The organism is Pseudomonas sp. J452, from assembly GCF_024666525.1.
GTDB lineage: Bacteria > Pseudomonadota > Gammaproteobacteria > Pseudomonadales > Pseudomonadaceae > Aquipseudomonas.
The window spans coordinates 900,555-919,089 of record NZ_CP088294.1; the positions used below are offsets into that span (position 1 = coordinate 900,555).

At 64.4% G+C, this 18,535-nt stretch carries 14 protein-coding genes, 1 pseudogene and 1 riboswitch; of the genes and pseudogenes, 9 read left to right on the forward strand and 6 right to left on the reverse strand.

The window, feature by feature from the left end; genetic code table 11:
• Positions 1–36 precede the first annotated feature (36 nt).
• Together LRS11_RS04070 and LRS11_RS04075 are read right to left on the reverse strand one after the other, a co-directional pair.
• Positions 37–1,395 carry a glutamine synthetase family protein gene (locus LRS11_RS04070; protein WP_260495635.1) on the reverse strand — a complete coding sequence of 453 codons (1,359 nt, stop codon included), beginning with the start codon at positions 1,393–1,395 and terminating at the stop codon, positions 37–39.
• 88 nt (positions 1,396–1,483) lie between these two features.
• Positions 1,484–2,236, reverse strand: a complete 753-nt coding sequence (locus tag LRS11_RS04075) for a gamma-glutamyl-gamma-aminobutyrate hydrolase family protein (RefSeq protein WP_260495636.1) — start codon at positions 2,234–2,236, stop codon at positions 1,484–1,486.
• A gap of 277 nt (positions 2,237–2,513) precedes the next feature.
• Here LRS11_RS04075 and LRS11_RS04080 point away from each other — a divergent pair, with 277 nt between their 5' ends.
• The 6 genes from LRS11_RS04080 (at position 2,514) to ligB (ending at position 10,099) form a co-directional block, all read left to right on the forward strand.
• The gene (locus LRS11_RS04080; RefSeq protein ID WP_260495637.1) at positions 2,514–3,893 is read left to right on the forward strand and encodes a glutamine synthetase family protein; all 1,380 of its coding nucleotides are present in this window, start codon (positions 2,514–2,516) and stop codon (positions 3,891–3,893) included.
• 134 nt (positions 3,894–4,027) lie between these two features.
• Positions 4,028–5,104 (forward strand): extracellular solute-binding protein, encoded by a 1,077-nt coding sequence (locus tag LRS11_RS04085; protein WP_260495638.1) that lies wholly within the window; start codon positions 4,028–4,030, stop codon positions 5,102–5,104.
• Between the two features lie 104 nt (positions 5,105–5,208).
• Positions 5,209–5,850 carry a TetR/AcrR family transcriptional regulator gene (locus LRS11_RS04090; protein ID WP_260495639.1) on the forward strand — a complete coding sequence of 214 codons (642 nt, stop codon included), beginning with the start codon at positions 5,209–5,211 and terminating at the stop codon, positions 5,848–5,850.
• Between the two features lie 255 nt (positions 5,851–6,105).
• Entirely contained in the window at positions 6,106–6,984 is an 879-nt protein-coding gene (aguB, locus tag LRS11_RS04095) for an N-carbamoylputrescine amidase (RefSeq protein ID WP_260495640.1), read from the forward strand.
• Positions 6,985–7,079: 95 nt separating this feature from the next.
• Positions 7,080–8,177 carry an agmatine deiminase gene (aguA, locus tag LRS11_RS04100; RefSeq protein ID WP_260495641.1) on the forward strand — a complete coding sequence of 366 codons (1,098 nt, stop codon included), beginning with the start codon at positions 7,080–7,082 and terminating at the stop codon, positions 8,175–8,177.
• A gap of 248 nt (positions 8,178–8,425) precedes the next feature.
• The gene (gene ligB / locus LRS11_RS04105; RefSeq protein ID WP_260495642.1) at positions 8,426–10,099 is read left to right on the forward strand and encodes an NAD-dependent DNA ligase LigB; all 1,674 of its coding nucleotides are present in this window, start codon (positions 8,426–8,428) and stop codon (positions 10,097–10,099) included.
• 1 nt (position 10,100) lies between these two features.
• Here ligB and LRS11_RS04110 read toward each other — a convergent pair whose 3' ends face one another.
• Positions 10,101–10,547 carry a cytochrome c gene (locus LRS11_RS04110; protein WP_260495643.1) on the reverse strand — a complete coding sequence of 149 codons (447 nt, stop codon included), beginning with the start codon at positions 10,545–10,547 and terminating at the stop codon, positions 10,101–10,103.
• A gap of 189 nt (positions 10,548–10,736) precedes the next feature.
• A riboswitch (S-adenosyl-L-homocysteine riboswitch) is annotated at positions 10,737–10,831 on the forward strand.
• 8 nt (positions 10,832–10,839) lie between these two features.
• On the opposite strand from LRS11_RS04110, the gene ahcY reads away from it, so the two are divergent.
• The 3 genes from ahcY to LRS11_RS04125 all read left to right on the forward strand — a co-directional run bounded on the left by ahcY (position 10,840) and on the right by LRS11_RS04125 (position 15,337).
• On the forward strand, positions 10,840–12,249 hold the full coding sequence (ahcY, locus tag LRS11_RS04115) for an adenosylhomocysteinase (protein WP_260495644.1): 1,410 nt from the start codon (positions 10,840–10,842) through the stop codon (positions 12,247–12,249).
• Between the two features lie 73 nt (positions 12,250–12,322).
• The gene (gene metF, locus LRS11_RS04120; protein WP_260495645.1) at positions 12,323–13,168 is read left to right on the forward strand and encodes a methylenetetrahydrofolate reductase [NAD(P)H]; all 846 of its coding nucleotides are present in this window, start codon (positions 12,323–12,325) and stop codon (positions 13,166–13,168) included.
• A 282-nt stretch (positions 13,169–13,450) separates the two neighbouring features.
• Entirely contained in the window at positions 13,451–15,337 is a 1,887-nt protein-coding gene (locus tag LRS11_RS04125) for a DEAD/DEAH box helicase (protein ID WP_260495646.1), read from the forward strand.
• Positions 15,338–15,589: 252 nt separating this feature from the next.
• Here LRS11_RS04125 and LRS11_RS04130 read toward each other — a convergent pair whose 3' ends face one another.
• From LRS11_RS04130 to LRS11_RS04140, 3 genes and pseudogenes are all read right to left on the reverse strand, one after another.
• Entirely contained in the window at positions 15,590–16,165 is a 576-nt protein-coding gene (locus LRS11_RS04130) for a YceI family protein (RefSeq protein WP_260495647.1), read from the reverse strand.
• A gap of 24 nt (positions 16,166–16,189) precedes the next feature.
• Positions 16,190–16,744, reverse strand: a complete 555-nt coding sequence (locus LRS11_RS04135) for a cytochrome b (RefSeq protein ID WP_260495648.1) — start codon at positions 16,742–16,744, stop codon at positions 16,190–16,192.
• 263 nt (positions 16,745–17,007) lie between these two features.
• Positions 17,008–18,489: pseudogene (locus LRS11_RS04140) on the reverse strand (flavin monoamine oxidase family protein); the annotation flags it as partial.
• Positions 18,490–18,535: the final 46 nt, after the last annotated feature.

An 18,535-nucleotide genomic window follows, 5' to 3' on the forward strand; every position in this document is an offset into this window, starting at 1 on the left:
GGGTGTCGACGGCTGAGCCGCCGACACCCGACCCGATCAGACGGAGAGCAGCAGGAACTCGCGTTCCCAGGAGCTGATCACCCGCTTAAAGTTTTCATGCTCGGCACGCTTGACCGCGACATAGCCGCGGACAAACTTCGCGCCCAGGTATTTCTCGGCGTCCTTGCAGGCCTCCATACGCTCCAGGGCGCTTTCGATGGTCACCGGCAGGGCCAGGTTGCGGCGCTCGTAGCCACGCCCTTTGACCGGCGCACTCGGATTGATGCCTTCAACCATGCCGATGTAGCCACACAGCAAGGAGGCAGCCAGTACCAGGTACGGGTTGGCGTCGGCACCGGCCAGGCGGTTTTCCACGCGACGGTTCTGTGGCCCGGCTTCCGGTACGCGCAGGCCCACGGTGCGGTTCTCTTCGCCCCACTCGACGTTCACCGGCGCCGAGGTATCCGGCAGGAAGCGGCGGAACGAATTGACGTTCGGCGCGAACAGCGGCAGTACCTCGGGAATGTATTTCTGCAGGCCACCGATGTGGTGCAGGAACAGTTCACTCATGGTCCCGTCTTCGTTGGAGAACAGGTTCTTGCCGGTATTCACGTCCACCACACTCTGGTGGATGTGCATGGCGCTGCCCGGCTGATCGGTGATCGGCTTGGCCATAAAGGTGGCCGCCACGTCATGCTTGAGCGCGGCTTCGCGCATGGTGCGCTTGAACACGGTGATCTGGTCGGCCAGGTGCAGGGCATCGCCGTGACGGAAGTTGATTTCCATCTGCGCCGGGCCGTCTTCGTGGATCAGCGTGTCGAGATCCAGGGTCTGCAGTTCGCACCAGTCGTAAACGTCTTCGAACAGCGGATCGAATTCGTTGGCCGCGTCGATGGAGAACGACTGGCGACCCACTTCCGGGCGACCGGAGCGGCCCATCGGCGCCACCAGCGGGAAGTCCGGGTCGCTGTTGCGCTTGGTCAGGTAGAACTCCATCTCCGGCGCGACGATCGGCTTCCAACCCTTGGCTGCGTACAGCTTGAGGATGTTCTTGAGGATGTTGCGCGGCGACAGCTCGATCGGGTTGCCCTGCTTGTCGAAGGTGTCGTGGATCACCATCGCAGTGGGCTCGATGGCCCAGGGCACGAGGAACACGGCGTTCTCGTCCGGACGGCAGAACATGTCGATGTCCGCCTCGTCGAGCAGCTCGTAATAGATGTCGTCCTCGACGTAGTCGCCGGTCACGGTCTGCAGCAGCACACTCTCGGGGAGGCGCATGCCCTTTTCGTCGAGGAACTTGTTGGTCGGCGAAATCTTGCCACGGGCAATCCCGGTAAGATCGCTGATCATGCATTCAACTTCGGTGATTTTGCGTTCTTTCAACCAGCTTGTGAGCTGGTCCAGCTTGGTAGTCATAAAGACCTCAGGGTTGTAGAGCGGCTTCTGCGGACCGGTTAAAGCCTAGCGAAACCTCCCAGTTTCGCCTGCCGGTTGCCTCACCTACTCAGCGTTGCCCCGCCCTCTTCCTGCAAGCCTCACCAAAGGCCTGGAAGATGGCGAGATAATTCGGGTTGGATCGTACCTGCCACTCCGGGTGGAATTGCACCCCGAGCGCGAAGCTTGGCGCACCTTCGACGGAGAAGGCTTCGATCAACCCGTCAGGCGCCAGTGCTTCTACGCGAAGGCCCGGCGCCAGACGCTGAACGCCCTGGCCATGAATGGAATTGACTTGAATCTCGTCCGGCAAGCCGAGGCCGGCGAGGAGACCGCCCGGCTGCACCTGCAGCGGGTGGCGTTGAGCGTACTGCACCTCGACCGGCTGCTCGGCCGGCTCGCGGTGATCCATCATCCCGGCAACCTCGTGCACTTTCTGGTGCAAAGTGCCGCCAAACGCCACGTTCATTTCCTGGAAGCCGCGGCAAATGCCGAGCACCGGTATACCGGCCGCCACTGCATCACGAATCAGTGGCAGGGTGGTCTGGTCGCGATAGGGATCATGGGGCGTGCCGGGCTCACTGGCCGGGCCGCTATAGTGATGAGGTTCGACGTTCGACGGCGAGCCGGTAAACAGCAGGCCGTCTAGACTGGCTAGCAGAGTCGGCTGATCGATCAGTTCGCCAAGCGATGGAATCACCAGCGGCAAACCGCCAGCACCGACAGCAACGGCGCGAACATATTTGTCGCCCGCGATGTGGTTGAGATGTAGGCCTACCTGCTTGGTGCAGGCGGTTACGCCGATTAACGGCAGGCGCGACATGGGACACCTGTTTTATAGCTGTTATTAGGTTGAGGCCGAGATTAGCCTTGTTCGATTTTTTACACAATAGGGCTGTAAAAAATTGAACACAGGCCACTGAGCACGGCGCCAGGCAAGGCCAAAAACAAGCTACACAAGCCCTGAAACGCCCCAAAACTGGCCATAAGGCCCCATTTCAGGGCAGAATGGTCAACTATTGACAGCACAGGGTGTTTAAGATTGACTCACACCTGTGCGAACGCATGATTGAAATTTTTAACAAAAAAGGTGTTGCATCATGTCGGTACCCCCGCGTGCCGTTCAGCTCAACGAAGCGAACGCGTTCCTTAAGGAACATCCTGAGGTCCTGTTCGTCGACCTTCTTATTGCAGACATGAACGGCGTGGTACGCGGCAAGCGTATCGACCGTAACAGCCTGCATAAAGTGTACGAAAAGGGCATCAACCTGCCCGCTTCTCTATTTGCCCTCGATATCAACGGTTCCACTGTCGAAAGCTCCGGCCTTGGCCTGGACATCGGCGACGCCGACCGCATCTGTTTCCCGATTCCCAATACCCTGTGCAACGAGCCCTGGCAGAAGCGCCCCACCGCGCAGCTGCTGATGACCATGCACGAACTCGATGGCCGCCCGTTCTTCGCCGACCCGCGCGAAGTGCTGCGCCAGGTAGTGGCCAAGTTCGACGAGATGAACCTGACCATCTGTGCCGCCTTCGAGCTGGAGTTCTACCTGATCGACCAGGAGAACGTGAACGGCCGTCCGCAGCCGCCACGCTCGCCGCTTTCCGGTAAGCGCCCGATCTCCACCCAGGTGTACCTGATCGACGACCTCGACGAATACGTCGACTGCCTGCAGGACATGCTGGAAGCGGCCAAGGAACAAGACATCCCGGCCGATGCCATCGTCAAGGAAAGCGCCCCGGCGCAGTTCGAAGTCAACCTGCATCACACCAACGACGCGATTAAGGCCTGCGACTACGCCCTGCTGCTCAAGCGCCTGATCAAGAACATCGCCTACGACCATGAAATGGACACCACCTTCATGGCCAAGCCCTATCCGGGCCAGGCGGGCAATGGTCTGCACGTGCACATCTCGCTGCTCGACAAGACCACCGGCAAGAACATCTTCACCACCGACGACCCTCTGCAAAGCGACCTGCTGCGTCACGCCATCGGCGGCATCCTGGAAACCATGCCGGCCTCGATGGCGTTCCTCTGCCCCAACGTCAACTCGTACCGCCGCTTCGGCGCACAGTTCTATGTGCCCAACGCGCCGAGCTGGGGTATCGACAACCGTACCGTGGCCGTCCGCGTTCCCAATGGCAGCCCGGACTCGGTGCGCATCGAACACCGCGTCGCCGGTGCCGATGCCAACCCGTATCTGATGATGGCGTCGATCCTCGCCGGCATTCACCACGGCCTGACCAACAAGGTCGAGCCGGGCGAGCCGATCGAGGGCAACTCCTACGAGCAACTGGAACAGAGCCTGCCGAACAACCTGCGCGATGCCCTGCGCGAACTGGACGACAGTGCAGTGCTGAACCAGTACATCAGCCCGGATTACATCGACATCTTCGTCGCCTGTAAGGAAGCCGAGTTGGAAGAGTTCGAGACCACCATCTCCGACCTCGAATACAACTGGTATTTGCACACCGTATAAGCACCATCCCCGACGCCGGCTCTAGCCGGCGTCGTTTTATCCGCTGCCCGTGTTGCCCCGATTACGCCACTCCCCGTACGTGGTCTGGCGAAGCTTTGCCCGCTGCATTGCCACATCACACCAAGGAGGTCGTCATGTTCCGCATTCTTGCTCCGCTGCTGCTGACGTTATCCCCCGGACTGGCGGCTGCTGCCGACAGCATCCGGGTCTACAACTGGAACGATTACATCGCGCCCCAGGTACTGGTCGACTTCACCAAGGAAACCGGGATCGAAGTCGAGTACCACACCTTCAGCACCGACGAAGAACTCGACCAGGCACTGGCCAGCGATACCGCCATCGATATCGCCGTGCCCTCCCACGACGAGCTGCCGGCACTGATTCGCGCTGGCAAGCTGCAGCCTCTGGACCTCGCCCGCCTGGGCAACCGCAAGCACCTCGACAAGCAACTGCTCAACAAGCTGGCCGCCGTCGACCCCAACAACCGCTATGCCGTGCCCTACCTGTGGGGCGCCGTCGGCCTGGCCATCAACACCCCGCAGGCCACCGCCGCGCTGGGCGGCACACTGCCGCACAGCTGGAGCCTGCTGTTCGATCCGGCCCAGAGCAGCAAGCTGGCCGCCTGCGGTGTCAGCATGCTGGATGCCCCGGATGAAGTGCTCTACGGCCTGATGAACTATCAGGGACGCAGCCTCAGCAACAGCTCGCCGGGGCGCATCCGCAAGGCCGGCGCGATCCTCGACGGCCTGCGCCCGAACCTGCGCTACGTCGACAGCGAGCGCTATATCGACGACCTCAACCAGGGCAAGCTGTGCGTCGCCCTGGCCTGGGTCGGCGATGCCCTGGCGGCGGCCGATGCCGGCCAGCCCGTGCAGTTCGTGGTGCCGGAGGAAGGCTCCTCGCTGTTCATCGACAACCTGGTAATCCCCAGCAGCGCACGCCGCGCCGACCTCGCGCACAAGTTCATCGACTACCTGATGCAACCGCAGGTGGCGGCGAAGATCACCGAGGAAACCCTCTACCCGAGTGCCAACGCCGATGCCCGCGAGTTCCTCGACCCGGCCCTGCGCGACCAGCCCGGCCTGTACCCGGATCGCGACACCAAGCGCCGCCTGTTCGCCCTGGTACCGCTGCCGGACAAGCTGAAAAGCACCCGCGACGAGGTCTGGACGCGCTTCCGCGATGGCCCGGCGGCAGCCGCCCCGCTGTAATCCGCTGCGCGAGCGGGGCCTTGTCGCCCCGCTTGCACCACCCGTGACTTGCCTCCCCTGTCCGTCTGGCGTCCAATAGCGCCTCCCCAGGACAGGAGTCCGGCATGACCCGCACCGCCAGCCCCCGCAAACCCCGCGCCAGCAGCCAGGCGCGCATCGCCCTGATCCTCGACGCCGCGCGCGCGCTGCTCAGCGAGCAGGGCTTCAACGGCCTGTCGATCTACAGCGTGGCCGAACGCGCGGAGATTCCGCCGTCCTCCGTCTACCACTTCTTCGCCAGCGTGCCGGCGCTGCTCGAAGCCCTCACCGCCGACATCCACGCGGCCTTCCGCGACTGCCTGCTGCAACCAGTGGCGCATGCCGAGCTGCATGATTGGCGCGACCTGTCGCGTATCGTCGAGCAGCGCATGCTGGCCATCTACGCCCGCGACAGCGCCGCGCGCCAGCTGATCCTGGCCCAACACGGCCTGGCCGAAGTGGTACAGGCCGACCGCCAGCACGACCTGGAACTGGGTCGCCTGATGCAGGCCCTGTTCGAGCGGCATTTCCCCCTGCCGCAACTGCCGGAAGATATCGATGTGTTTGCCCTGGCCATGGAACTGGGCGACCGCGTCTACGCCCGCTCGGTGCAACTGCATGGCGTGATCACCCCACGCCTGGCCGAGGAAGGCATGCGCGTATTCGATGCCTACCTCGGCCTGTACCTGCCGCCCGCCCTGCCCAAGCGCCGCCTGCCGCTGAGCTGAAGCGACACCGCGCACGCCACCCGCCGCCGAACCTGCCGCCAGTGCCTGGGAATGGCTTGGCTCGCCCTCTAATCCGGATTTAATTCGATATAAATCGACTAAATCTGCCTTTAAAGGCTAAAAACAACTTCCTAAGCCGATTTTTATCGGATATAAATTGGCCATCCACTGCCAGATGGCGATGCAACGCCACGGCACAGTCACAGGTTGCTGCAGGCTGCAGACGACCTTCTCAAGCGCTCTACGAGGTGTTTCATGTCGCGTATCGTTACCGTCGCCGCTACCCAGATGGCCTGTTCCTGGGACAGCGCCGCGAATATCGCCAATGCCGAGAAACTGGTGCGCCAGGCTGCCGCCGAAGGCGCGCAGATCATCCTGATCCAGGAACTGTTCGAGACCCCGTATTTCTGCCAGAAGCCCAACCCGGACTACCTGCAGCTGGCCACCCCGGCGGAAGAGAACCCGGCCATCCGGCACTTCCAGCAAGTCGCCAAAGAACTGCAGGTGGTGCTGCCGATCAGCTTCTTCGAGCGGGCCGGACGCGCCCGTTTCAACAGCATCGCGATCATCGATGCCGACGGCAGCAACCTCGGTATTTATCGGAAAAGCCACATCCCGGACGGCCCCGGCTACCATGAGAAGTACTACTTCAACCCGGGCGATACCGGCTTCAAAGTGTGGAACACCCGCTACGCCAAGATCGGCGTGGGCATCTGCTGGGACCAGTGGTTCCCCGAGTGCGCGCGCAGCATGGCCCTGCTCGGCGCGGAGATCCTGTTCTACCCGACCGCCATCGGCACCGAGCCGCATGACCCGAGCATCAGCTCGCGCGACCACTGGCAGCGCGTGCAACAAGGTCACGCTGGCGCCAACCTGATGCCGCTGGTAGCGTCCAACCGTATCGGTCGCGAAGACCAGGACGGTTACCACATCAACTTCTACGGTTCCTCCTTCATCGCCGACCAGTTCGGTAAGAAAGTCGAGGAGCTGAACGAGACCGAGGAAGGCATCCTGGTGCACCGCTTCGATCTGGACCAGCTGGAACATATCCGCAGCGCCTGGGGCAGCTTCCGCGACCGTCGCCCGAACCTGTACGGCCCGTTGAAAACCCTCGACGGCACCCTGGAATCCTGAGGCATAGCCTCTACGCCATACCCGTAGCCCGGATGCAATCCGGGAGGCCCCCGAACCAAGACCCCCGGATTGCATCCGGGCTACAGGAGCAAGACATGAGCACTCTCACCAGCACCCCACGCGCCGACGGCTTCTACATGCCCGCCGAGTGGGCACCGCAGAGCCAGGCCTGGATGGTCTGGCCCGAGCGCCCGGACAACTGGCGCCTCGGCGGCAAGCCGGCACAGGCCGCCTTCACCGCGGTGGCCAAGGCCATCGCCGAATTCGAACCGGTGACCGTGTGCGTGTCGGCCGGCCAGTACGAGAACGCCCGTGCGCGCCTCGACCAGGGCAATATCCGCCTGGTGGAAATCACTACCGACGACGCCTGGGTGCGCGACACCGGGCCGACCTTCGTGATCAACGACCAGGGCGGCGTGCGCGGCGTGGATTGGGGTTTCAACGCCTGGGGCGGCTTCGACGGCGGCCTCTATGCGCCGTGGCAGCGCGACGACCAGGTGGCCAGCAAGATCCTCGAAATCGAGCGCGTCGACCGCTACCGTACCGAAGGCTTCGTGCTCGAAGGCGGCTCGATCCATGTTGACGGCGAAGGCACCCTGATCACCACCGAGGAATGCCTGCTCAATCGCAACCGCAACCCGCACCTGAGCCGCGAGCAGATCGAGGACATGCTGCGCACGCACCTGGCCATCGACACGGTGATCTGGCTGCCGGACGGTCTGTACAACGACGAGACCGACGGCCACGTCGACAACTTCTGCTGCTACGTGCGCCCCGGCGAAGTGCTGCTGGCCTGGACCGACGATGCCACCGATCCCAACTACCCGCGCTGCCAGGCCGCCATGCGCGTGCTGGAAAACGCCCGGGACGCCAAGGGCCGCGCGTTCGTCGTGCACAAGATGCCGATTCCCGGCCCGCTGTATGCGACCGAGGAAGAGTGCGCCGGCGTCGATCTGGTCGCCGGCACCCAGGAGCGCAGCCCCGCGGTGCGCCTGGCCGGCTCCTACGTCAACTTCCTGATCGTCAACGGCGGCATCATTGCGCCGAGCTTCAACGACCCCAAGGACGAAGAAGCCCGCGCCATCCTGCAGCGCCTGTTCCCCGAGCACCGCGTGGTGATGGTGCCGGGCCGCGAGATCCTCCTCGGCGGCGGCAATATCCACTGCATCACCCAGCAGCAGCCGGCCGGCTGATTACCTGCAGAGCTCCGCACCGAGCTCGATACCTCCCCTCTCCCACTTGTGGGAGACGACTGCAGGGATGCAGGAGGTAGGGCCGCGCCCGCTCCCGGCGGGCCTGCGGCATTCACCACATCCCTGTGGATCGTGACGCAGGAAGCCAAAACCGAGGGGCCGGGGGAGAGGGCAACCGCCACATGCAGGGCAATAGTAGCGACTTGATCTAGGCTTGCCGGTTCAACAACCGAGCAAGGATGCTCAAGATGCCACGCTGGATCGCATTGTCCCTCTATTGCCTCGCCTGCCCGCTGCTCGCCGCTCCCTGCCCCGACTGGTCCGCCAGCCGTGCCGGTGCCGAGCTGAAAACTCTGCAGCAACAGCTCAAAAACTGGGACCAGGCCTACCACCAACAGGGCCGCTCGCCGGTCAGCGACGAACTCTATGACCAGGCCCGCGAGCGCCTGCAGGACTGGCAGCAGTGCTTCCCGCAGCAGGCACCGAGCGACCTGCGCGCCGACCTCGGCCCACCCGGCAGCCAACCCCATCCCATCGCCCACACCGGCCTGCACAAGCTGCGCGACGAAGCGGCCGTGCAGCAGTGGCTGCAGGGCCGCAGCGAGCTGTGGATCCAGCCCAAGGTGGATGGCGTGGCGGTAACCCTGCACTACCGCGACGGCCGCCTGCAGCGGGCGATCAGCCGTGGTGACGGACAACGTGGCCAGGACTGGACCGCCCAGGCGCGGCTGATCTCTGCCATCCCGCAACAGCTGCCACGCAACGATGAACTGATCCTGCAGGGCGAGCTGTACTGGCGCCTGTCCGGCCATGTGCAGGCTCAAGGAGGCACCGGCACCGCCCGCAACCAGGTAGCCGGTGCGATGAATCGCCAGCAGCTGGACGCCACCACCGCCGCACAGATCGGCCTGTTCGTCTGGGACTGGGCCAATGGCCCGAGCGGCATGAGCGAACGCCTGCAAGGCTTGCGTGCCCTCGGATTCACCGACAGCGCCGAGCTGACCCTGGCCATCGCCAACCTGCAGCAAGCCCGTCACTGGCGCGCGCACTGGTACCGCAGCCCACTGCCGTTCGCCAGTGACGGCGTGGTGCTGCGCCAGGGTAAACGTCCGCCCGCCAGCAGCTGGGCCGCCGAACCGCCGCAGTGGGCGGCGGCCTGGAAATATCCGCCCAGCCAGACCCTGGCCCAGGTGCGCGACGTGCACTTCCAGATCGGCCGCAGCGGGCGCATCACCCCGGTACTGCAGCTGCAGCCGGTACACCTGGAGCAACGTCGCATCCAGCGGGTCAGCCTCGGCTCGCTGCAGCGCTGGCAGGCCCTGGATATCCGCCCCGGCGACCAGGTGGCGATCACCCTCGCCGGCCTGACCATTCCGCGCCTGGACGGCGTGGTCTGGCGCAGCGCCGAGCGACCGGCGCTGCGCGCGCCCGATCCTGCCGCCTACCACGCCCTGAGTTGCTGGCAGCCCAGCCCTGACTGCGCCAGCCAGTTCAGCGCCCGCCTGGTCTGGCTCAGTGGCAGGCAAGGGCTGCAGTTAGCGGGCGTCGGGCCAGGCACCTGGGCCAAGCTGCAACAGGCAGGAAAGCTGCCCGATCTGCTCGCCTGGCTCGATCTGGACGAAACCGAACTGGCCCGCACACCGGGCTTCGGTGCACGCAGTGCGAGCCAGCTGCAGCAGAGTTTCGCCAGCGCCCGGCACCGACCCTTCGCCCAGTGGCTCAAAGCCCTCGGCCTGCCCGCCAGCGGCGCGGCGCCGTTGGGTACTGACTGGGACACACTGGCCGCGCGCGATGCGCAGGCCTGGGACGCGTTCAACGGTATTGGCGCGCAGCGTGCGGCACAGCTGGTGGCGTTCTTCCAGCACCCGGACGTGCAGGCTCTGCGTCAGCGTCTGCACGCGGCCGGGGTGGCGGGGTTCTGAATCAGTAAGCGCGAAATGCCTTGTGGCAGGCCTCGCAGCTGTCTTCCACGCGCTGCACCAGCGGCGCCACGGCCTGCGCCGTCAGCGGCTGTTGCGTGCTGGCCGTGCGCAATGCCGCGGTGGCCGCCTCCAGCTCACGGGCCAGCTGCTGGAAGCGTTGCTGCTCCTGCCACACCTCGGGCTTGGCGCTGCTGCGCTCGTTTTCGGCAATCTGCGGGAAGTGCTGCCAGGGCTGGCGCGACAGTTCATCGAGCTGCTGCGCGCCCTGGGCAAAGCGCGGCGCGTCGAACTTCAGGCGCCCGCGCAGCATGCCACCGAGGTCTTCGCTGGTTTTCAGCATCTGCTTGAACAGGGTCTGACGTTTGCCCTGCGGCGAATCGGGATCGACACCGCCACAAGCGGCGAGCAGGGCACACAGACACAGCAGCAACAGGCTTTTGGCTTTCATGGTGAACGCAAACAGGCTGAAAGAAGGGCCGCCAGTATCGCCACACGCCAGGCCGCGGCCAAGTAGGGCAATTGCCGCAGGATGCTACGCCCCCCCGAGTAAGCGACGGAAAGCCTTGGGCTTGCTCGCACAGCTGGCTATAATCGCCAAGCTTCACGCGGCCGGCACAGCTCCGGTCGCTCCCGCCACCTGTCCGAGGGGCGCTGCAGCATGCTCTCAACCATAGAGAATATGTCAGGCTCGGACAGGGCGTTAACCATACGCATCAACGGCGCCCATTCGCAGACAACGAATGGAGAGCTATTGCATGAGCGCTGCTTTTAATGACTTCAAAGTCGCCGACATTTCCCTGGCTGCCTGGGGCCGTCGTGAACTGATCATCGCCGAATCGGAAATGCCTGCCCTGATGGGCCTGCGCAGCAAGTACGCCGGCGAACAGCCGCTGAAAGGCGCGAAGATCATCGGCTGCATCCACATGACCATCCAGACCGGCGTGCTGATCGAGACCCTGATCGCCCTCGGTGCCGAAGTGCGCTGGTCGTCCTGCAACATCTTCTCGACCCAGGATCAGGCCGCTGCTGCCATCGCCGCTGCCGGTATCCCGGTCTACGCCTGGAAAGGCGAGACCGAGGAAGAGTATGAGTGGTGCATCGAGCAGACCATCCTCAAGGATGGCCAGCCGTGGGACGCCAACATGATCCTCGACGACGGCGGCGACCTGACCCAGATCATCCACGAGCGCTACCCGGCCATGCTGGACAAGATCCACGGCGTGACCGAGGAAACCACCACCGGCGTGCATCGCCTGCTCGACATGCTCAAAGCCGGCACCCTGAAAATCCCGGCGATCAACGTCAACGACTCGGTGACCAAGAGCAAGAACGACAACAAGTACGGCTGCCGTCACAGCCTCAACGACGCCATCAAACGCGGCGTCGACCACCTGCTGTCGGGCAAGCAGGCCCTGGTTATCGGCTACGGCGACGTGGGCAAGGGCTCCGCGCAGTCGCTGCGTCAGGAAGGCATGATCGTCAAGGTCTCCGAGATCGACCCGATCTGCGCCATGCAGGCCTGCATGGACGGTTTCGAAGTCGCCTCGCCGTACCTCAACGGTCTGAACGACGGCAGCGAAGCTAGCATCGACAAGGCCCTGCTGGGCAAGATCGACCTGATCGTCACCACCACCGGTAACGTCAACGTCTGCGACGCCAACATGCTCAAGGCCCTGAAGAAGCGCGCCGTGGTGTGCAACATCGGTCACTTCGACAACGAGATCGACACCGCCTTCATGCGCAAGACCTGGGCCTGGGAAGAGGTCAAGCCGCAGGTGCACAAGATCCACCGCACCGGCGCGGGCAGCTTCGACGCGCGCAACGACGACTACCTGATCCTGCTGGCCGAAGGCCGCCTGGTCAACCTGGGCAACGCCACCGGCCACCCGAGCCGGATCATGGACGGCTCCTTCGCCAACCAGGTGCTGGCGCAGATCTTCCTCTATGGCCAGAAGTTCGCCAACCTGCCAGCCGCGCAGAAAGCCGAGCGCCTGACCGTGGAAGTGCTGCCGAAGAAGCTCGACGAAGAAGTGGCCCTGGAAATGGTCCGCGGCTTCGGCGGCGTGGTCACCCAGCTGACCCCCAAGCAGGCCGAGTACATCGGCGTGACCGTGGAAGGCCCGTTCAAGCCGGAAGCCTACCGCTACTAAGCAGCCGCATGCTGTGAGCCTCAGGCCGCCAGTGCCCCGCGCACTGGCGGCCTGCCGCTAAAGGGAATCTGCAATGAGTCAAGAACGCCGTTACAGCTTCGAGTTCTTCCCCACCAAGACCGAAGCCGGGCATGAAAAGCTGATGACGGTCGCCCGTCAGTTGGCGACCTACAACCCCGATTTCTTCTCCTGCACCTACGGTGCCGGTGGTTCCACCCGCGATCGCACCCTCAACACCGTGCTGCAACTGGACGGCGATGTGAAAGTGCCGACCGCGCCGCACCTGTCCTGCGTCGGTGACAGCAAGGACGAGCTGCGCAGCCTGCTGCAGCAGTACAAGAACTCCGGCATCCGCCGCATCGTCGCCCTGCGTGGCGACCTGCCGTCGGGCATGGGCATGGCCAGTGGCGAACTGCGCTACGCCAACGAGCTGGTCGAATTCATCCGCACGGAAACCGGCGATCACTTCCATATCGAAGTCGCCGCCTACCCGGAAGTGCATCCGCAGGCACGCAGCTTCGAGGACGACCTGGCCAACTTCGTGCGCAAGGCCAAAGCCGGCGCCAACAGCGCGATCACCCAGTACTTCTTCAGCGCCGACTGCTACTTCTACTTCGTCGAGCGCGTGCGCAAGCTGGGCGTCGACCTGCCGATCGTGCCGGGCATCATGCCGATCACCAACTACAGCAAGCTGGCGCGTTTCTCCGACGCCTGCGGTGCGGAGATTCCGCGCTGGATCCGCAAGCAGCTGGAAGCCTACGGCGATGACCTGCAGAGCATCCAGAGCTTCGGCGAACAGGTGGTCAGCGAGATGTGCGAACGCCTGCTGCAGGGCGGCGCACCCGGCCTGCACTTCTACACCCTGAACCAGGCCGAACCGAGCCTGGCGATCTGGAACAACCTCAAGCTGCCCCGCTGAAAGTTGCGCTGTACTGAACGAGCCGGGCACTTGCCCGGCTTTTTCTTGCCCGGCCAAGCCAGCATCCCCTGAAATTGCCGTCGCCCCTCCACTGAGCCGGCCGACGGGCAGGTAGCTGCGCAAGGCCCTGGCTCTGTTATACTCGGGACTCCCGCCAGGCTTGCGCCCGGATGCTTGCCCCCGAGGCCAGCAGTACCGGTCGGGATTGCGCGCCCCAGTGCCGTGATTCAAGCCAGGCAATACACCCCCATAGGGCTTCGCCCTCACTAGACAGGATTTCACATGTCCTTTGCCTCCCTCGGTCTCTCCGAGGCTTTAGTCCGTGCGGTCGAAGCCGCCGGCTACACCCAACCCACGCCGGTGCAACAGCGGGCCATTCCCGCCGCGTTGCAAGGTCGCGACCTGATGGTGGCGGCTCAGACGGGTACGGGTAAAACCGGCGGGTTCGCCCTGCCGATCCTCGAGCGCCTGTTCCCCAACGGTCACCCGGACCGCGAACAGCGCCACGGCCCAAAACAACCGCGCGTGCTGGTGCTGACCCCCACCCGCGAACTGGCCGCCCAGGTGCACGACAGCTTCAAGCTGTATGCCCGCGATTTGCATTTCGTCAGCGCCTGCATCTTCGGCGGCGTTGGCATGAACCCGCAGGTGCAGGCCCTGGCCAAGGGCGTCGACGTCCTAGTCGCCTGCCCCGGCCGCCTGCTCGACCTGGCCAACCAGAAGGCCATCGACCTGTCCCATGTGGAAATCCTGGTCCTCGACGAAGCCGACCGCATGCTCGACATGGGCTTCATCCATGACGTGAAGAAGGTCCTCGCCAAGCTCCCGGCCAAACGGCAGAACCTGCTGTTCTCGGCGACCTTCTCCAAGGACATCACCGACCTGGCCGGCAAGTTGCTGCACAACCCCGAGCGCATCGAGGTCACCCCGCCGAACACCACGGTCGAGCGCATCGAACAGTGCATCTACCGCCTGCCGGCCAGCCACAAGCGCGCCCTGCTCGCCCACCTGATTACCCAAGGCGCGTGGGAACAGGTGCTGGTGTTCACCCGCACCAAGCATGGCGCCAACCGCCTGGCCGAATACCTCGACAAGCATGGCCTGTCGGCCGTGGCGATCCACGGCAACAAGAGCCAGAACGCCCGCACCAAGGCCCTGGCCGACTTTAAGGCAGGTGATGTGCGCATCCTGGTTGCCACCGACATCGCCGCCCGTGGCCTGGACATCGACCAGCTGCCGCACGTGGTCAACTTCGAGCTGCCCAATGTCGAGGAAGACTACGTGCACCGCATCGGCCGTACCGGCCGGGCCGGGCGTAGCGGCGAGGCGATCTCGCTGGTGGCGCCGGACGAGGAGAAGCTGCTCAAGGGCATCGAGCGGATGACCAAGCAGCGCATTCGCGACGGCAACACCATGGGCTTCGATCCGTCCACCGTCGAAGTGGAAAAACCCGAAGTGCGCGGCCCGCGCCCGGAGCGCCAGCCGCGCGCCGATCGCCCGCGTCACGAAGCGAAGAAGCCGGAAGGCGCCGCCGTGGACAAGGAAAAGCGCTCGAACAACCGCCGCGATCGCCTCAAGCCGCAAGGCCAGGCCGCCGCCGGCGAGCAGCAGCCACGCCAGGCCCGTGAGCCGCGCGAGCCCCGTGCTCCGCGTGAGCAGCGCGAACCCCGCGCCGCTCGCGAGCCGAAGGCGCCGCTGACGCCGCCGCCAAATCGTGATCCGGAAGAATTCCTCGACGACGAGTTCGACAACTTTGGCAACCGCGCGGACTACGTACCCGTGCCGGCCAAACCGCAAGGGCGCGCCAACCCGCGTCGCGGTGGCCAGCCGAGCCAACCCGCGCAGGGTCGCAGCCAGGGCAAACCGCAAGGTCAAGGCCAGGGTCAACGCCAGGGTGGCGCTGGTGGCCAGGGCAGCGGCAAGCCGAAAACCGGCCAACGCCCGCAAGGTCAGGGCCGTAATGGCTCCGGCCAGGGCCGCGGTGCCGGTGATCCACGTCGCGATGACGTGCGCCAGGAGCGCCAGGAACCGGCGGTGCAGACCAAGCAACCGCTGATCATCCGCAAGGGTGAGCGCCTGCCGACGCCGGAACAGCTGGACAGCCTGGCTGCCAGCCGTCCGCGCGGCGAGAAGCCGGCACTGCTGACGCGCAAGTCCGAGCAGGAATAAGTTTCACCTGCCCATGAAAAAGCCGGCTAAGCGCCGGCTTTTTCGTTTCTGCAAACTCACAACTGATCACGGATTTCGCGAGCTAGAGCCAGGCAAGGCGAACGGGCGTGAGGACGCGGAGTTTACGTGGTGTAAATGAGCAGTACTCATTTCCCTCGCCCTCCGGGCCGCACTTAAGCGCGTTAGCCGCAAGCGGCTTTCCGAACGCACGTTCAACACAGCCTGGCCGACGCGCAGCAAATCCGTGGCGGGTTACTCGCGCACGCCTTCTACCGACAGAATCAGCTCAACTTCCTGGGAAGCCGGGCCGAGGTCCTTCTGGATGTCGAAGTCCTTCAGCTTGAGCGTGGTGCTGCCTTCGAAGCCGGCACGGTAGCCGCCCCATGGGTCGCTGCCTTCGCCGAGGAACTTGGCCTTGATCACCACCGGCTTGGTCACGCCGTTGAGGGTCAGATTGCCGGTGATGTCGGCCGTGTCTGCGCCGGTCGACTTGACCGAAGTGGAAGCGAAGGTCGCGGTGGGGTTCTTCTCGACGTTGAGGAAGTCGCCGCTGCGCAGGTGCTTGTCACGCTCTGCGTGGTTGGAGTCGACGCTGGCGGTGTTGATGTTGACGTTGATCTTGCTCGCTTCCGGCGCCTTGGCATCGAAGCTGAAGCTGCCGTCGAAGTCCTTGAAGGTGCCGTACAGCCAGCTGTAGCCCAGGTGGCTGATCTTGAAGTTGATGAAGGCGTGCTGGCCTTGCTTGTCGATGGCGTAGTCGGCGGCCATGGCCTGGCCGGCGAACAGGGCCGCACCCAGGGTAAGGGCGGCGAGGGATTGCTTGAGCATTGTTCAGTCTCCTTGTGGGTTACGTTACTTGCTGGCACGACCGAGCATGCGTGTCAGCGTCGCATCACGGTCGATGAAGTGGTGTTTGAGGGCCGCCAGGGCATGCAGGCCGGCGAAGATCACCAGCCCCCAGGCGAGGTATTCATGCACCAGGCCGGCAATATCGGCCTGGTCGGGAATGCTGGTCAGGGTCGCCGGAATCTCGAACAGGCCGAACAGGCTGATGCCACGGCCATCGGCGGTGGAGATCAGGTAGCCGGAGAGCATCAGTACGAACAACCCAAGGTACAGCGCGGTATGGCCGAGCTTGGATGCCAGGCGTGTCAGCTTGCCGTGGTTGCTCGGCGCCGCCGGTGGCGGGCTGACAAAGCGCCACAGCAGGCGGGCCAGCATCAGGGCGAAGAGGGCCAGGCCAATGCTTTTATGCAGGTCGGGAGCGCTGCGGTACCAGCTGCTGTAGTAGTCCAGACCGACCATCCACAGGCCCAGGCCGAACAGGCCGAACACCACCAGGGCGACAACCCAGTGCAGCAGGATGCTGACCAGGCCATAGCGGGAACTCGAATTGCGCCATTGCATTGCGAAACATCCGTGAAAAGCGATTGAGCAAGCCTAGCGGCAAATCCATCGATTTAAAGCGGAAAATTTCGCTTCGAAATATCGAGTAAATAGATAGTTATGCGGATGCAGCCAGGCGCGGATTAGTCCGGTGCGGGGCCGCAAGGTTCACCGGCAAGAGCCTGAACGGCCCCGTTCCACAGACAGACGGCGTAGCCCGGATGCAATCCGGGAGCGCGGTATCGACCTGCAACTTCCCGGATTGCATCCGGGCTACGGATTTACCCGCCGAACAGGCGCGCGAAGAAACCAGGCTTGGCCTGTTTGTCGTGCGTGGCCGCAGGCGTGCTCGGCGCAGCAGGCTTGGCGGCCTGACCTGGAGCGGCGATGCTCTTGCCGGCCTGCAGCTCGACGGCCTGGCTGGCGGCCCGCTGGCCACTGCGCAGGGCGCCTTCGAGGGTGCCCGGGTAGAGCGCATCGCTGTGCTCACCGGCGAACAGCACGCGGCCCAGCGGCTGTTCCCACAGGCGCCAGTACTGGCTGATCTCGCCAGGGCCGTAAGCCAGGTAGGCGCCGCCAATCAGCGAGTCCTTGCCATAGCGGCGCAGCTCGTAACCACTGAACTGCTCGCGGGCGCCTGGGTAGTGTTCGTCGAAGCGGATCAGCACCTGGTCGACCATCTGCCGGTCGCCGAAGGCATTGAGCAGGCGGGCGTTGTCGCCGGACAGGTTGATCAGCAGGTTGGCCCCGCCTTTCAGCGCCGGCTCGACCCACAGCATGCCCAGGCCCTTGTCGCTGAAGATCTCGCCGGACAGGCGCGCCTTGCCCCACACCGGCTTCTTGAACTTGAGCAGCATCTGGTCGCGCCAGCCGTAGTTGATGTCTTTCAGCGCTTTGTGCTGCAGCGCGGTCAGCGTCGGCGTCAGGCTGATCTTGGCGAGCGCCGGCAGCGGCACGGCGAGCACCACGTAGTCGGCACTGTAACCGGTGGCGCCGACCTTGACCGTGACCTTGCCCTGCTCCTGGACGATGGCCGAGACCCGCGCGTTGGTCTTCACCTGCTTGAGCTGTTTGGCCAGGGCCAGGGCCAGCACCTGGCTGCCGCCGGGCAGGCGCGCGGCGCGCAGTTCGGCATCCGCCAGGCCGCGGTAGACCCGCTCCTGCTGGGCCAGGTAGAGCAGCGACAGGCGCGACGGTTCGTCGTAGCGCGAACGGATGCGCTGATCAACCAGGGCGCGCGCGGTCGGCGGCAGCGCCAGCTTGTCCAGCCAGCGCGCGGCGCTCATCGCATCCAGGCTTTTCAAGGTGTGGCTGGCTAGCGGGTTGAGCGGATCGGCGATGGCCGCGGCGAGGTCATCCAGGCTCTTGTCGAAACGCGCCAGGCCTTCACTGGTGCTCGGCGAACTCTTGGCCAGTTCGGCGACGGACTGGTAGCGCCCGTCGATCAGGTAGCCCGGCATGCGTACATAGTCCGGCGCCGGCAGGGCCTTGATCTTGAAGCGGTCGAGGTAGGCATGCAGCGCCGGCTGCAGCTTGGCCGAACCCAGCCACTCGCTGCTAGCCAAGCCGGAACGCCCGCCGATACTCGGCTTGGCTTCCAGCAGGGTGACCTGCCAGCCCTTGCCCTGCAGCTCATAGGCGGCGGTCAGACCGGCCAGGCCGCCACCGACCACGATGGCCGTAGGTTGTTTGTCCTTGCCCAGCGTCAGGCTGCTGAAGACGGCTAAAACCATGAGCGCGGAGGCGCGCAACCAGACTGCGGACATGCGGAAAATCCCGAGGGCAAAAAACGAGGGCGCGCAGGATACGTCA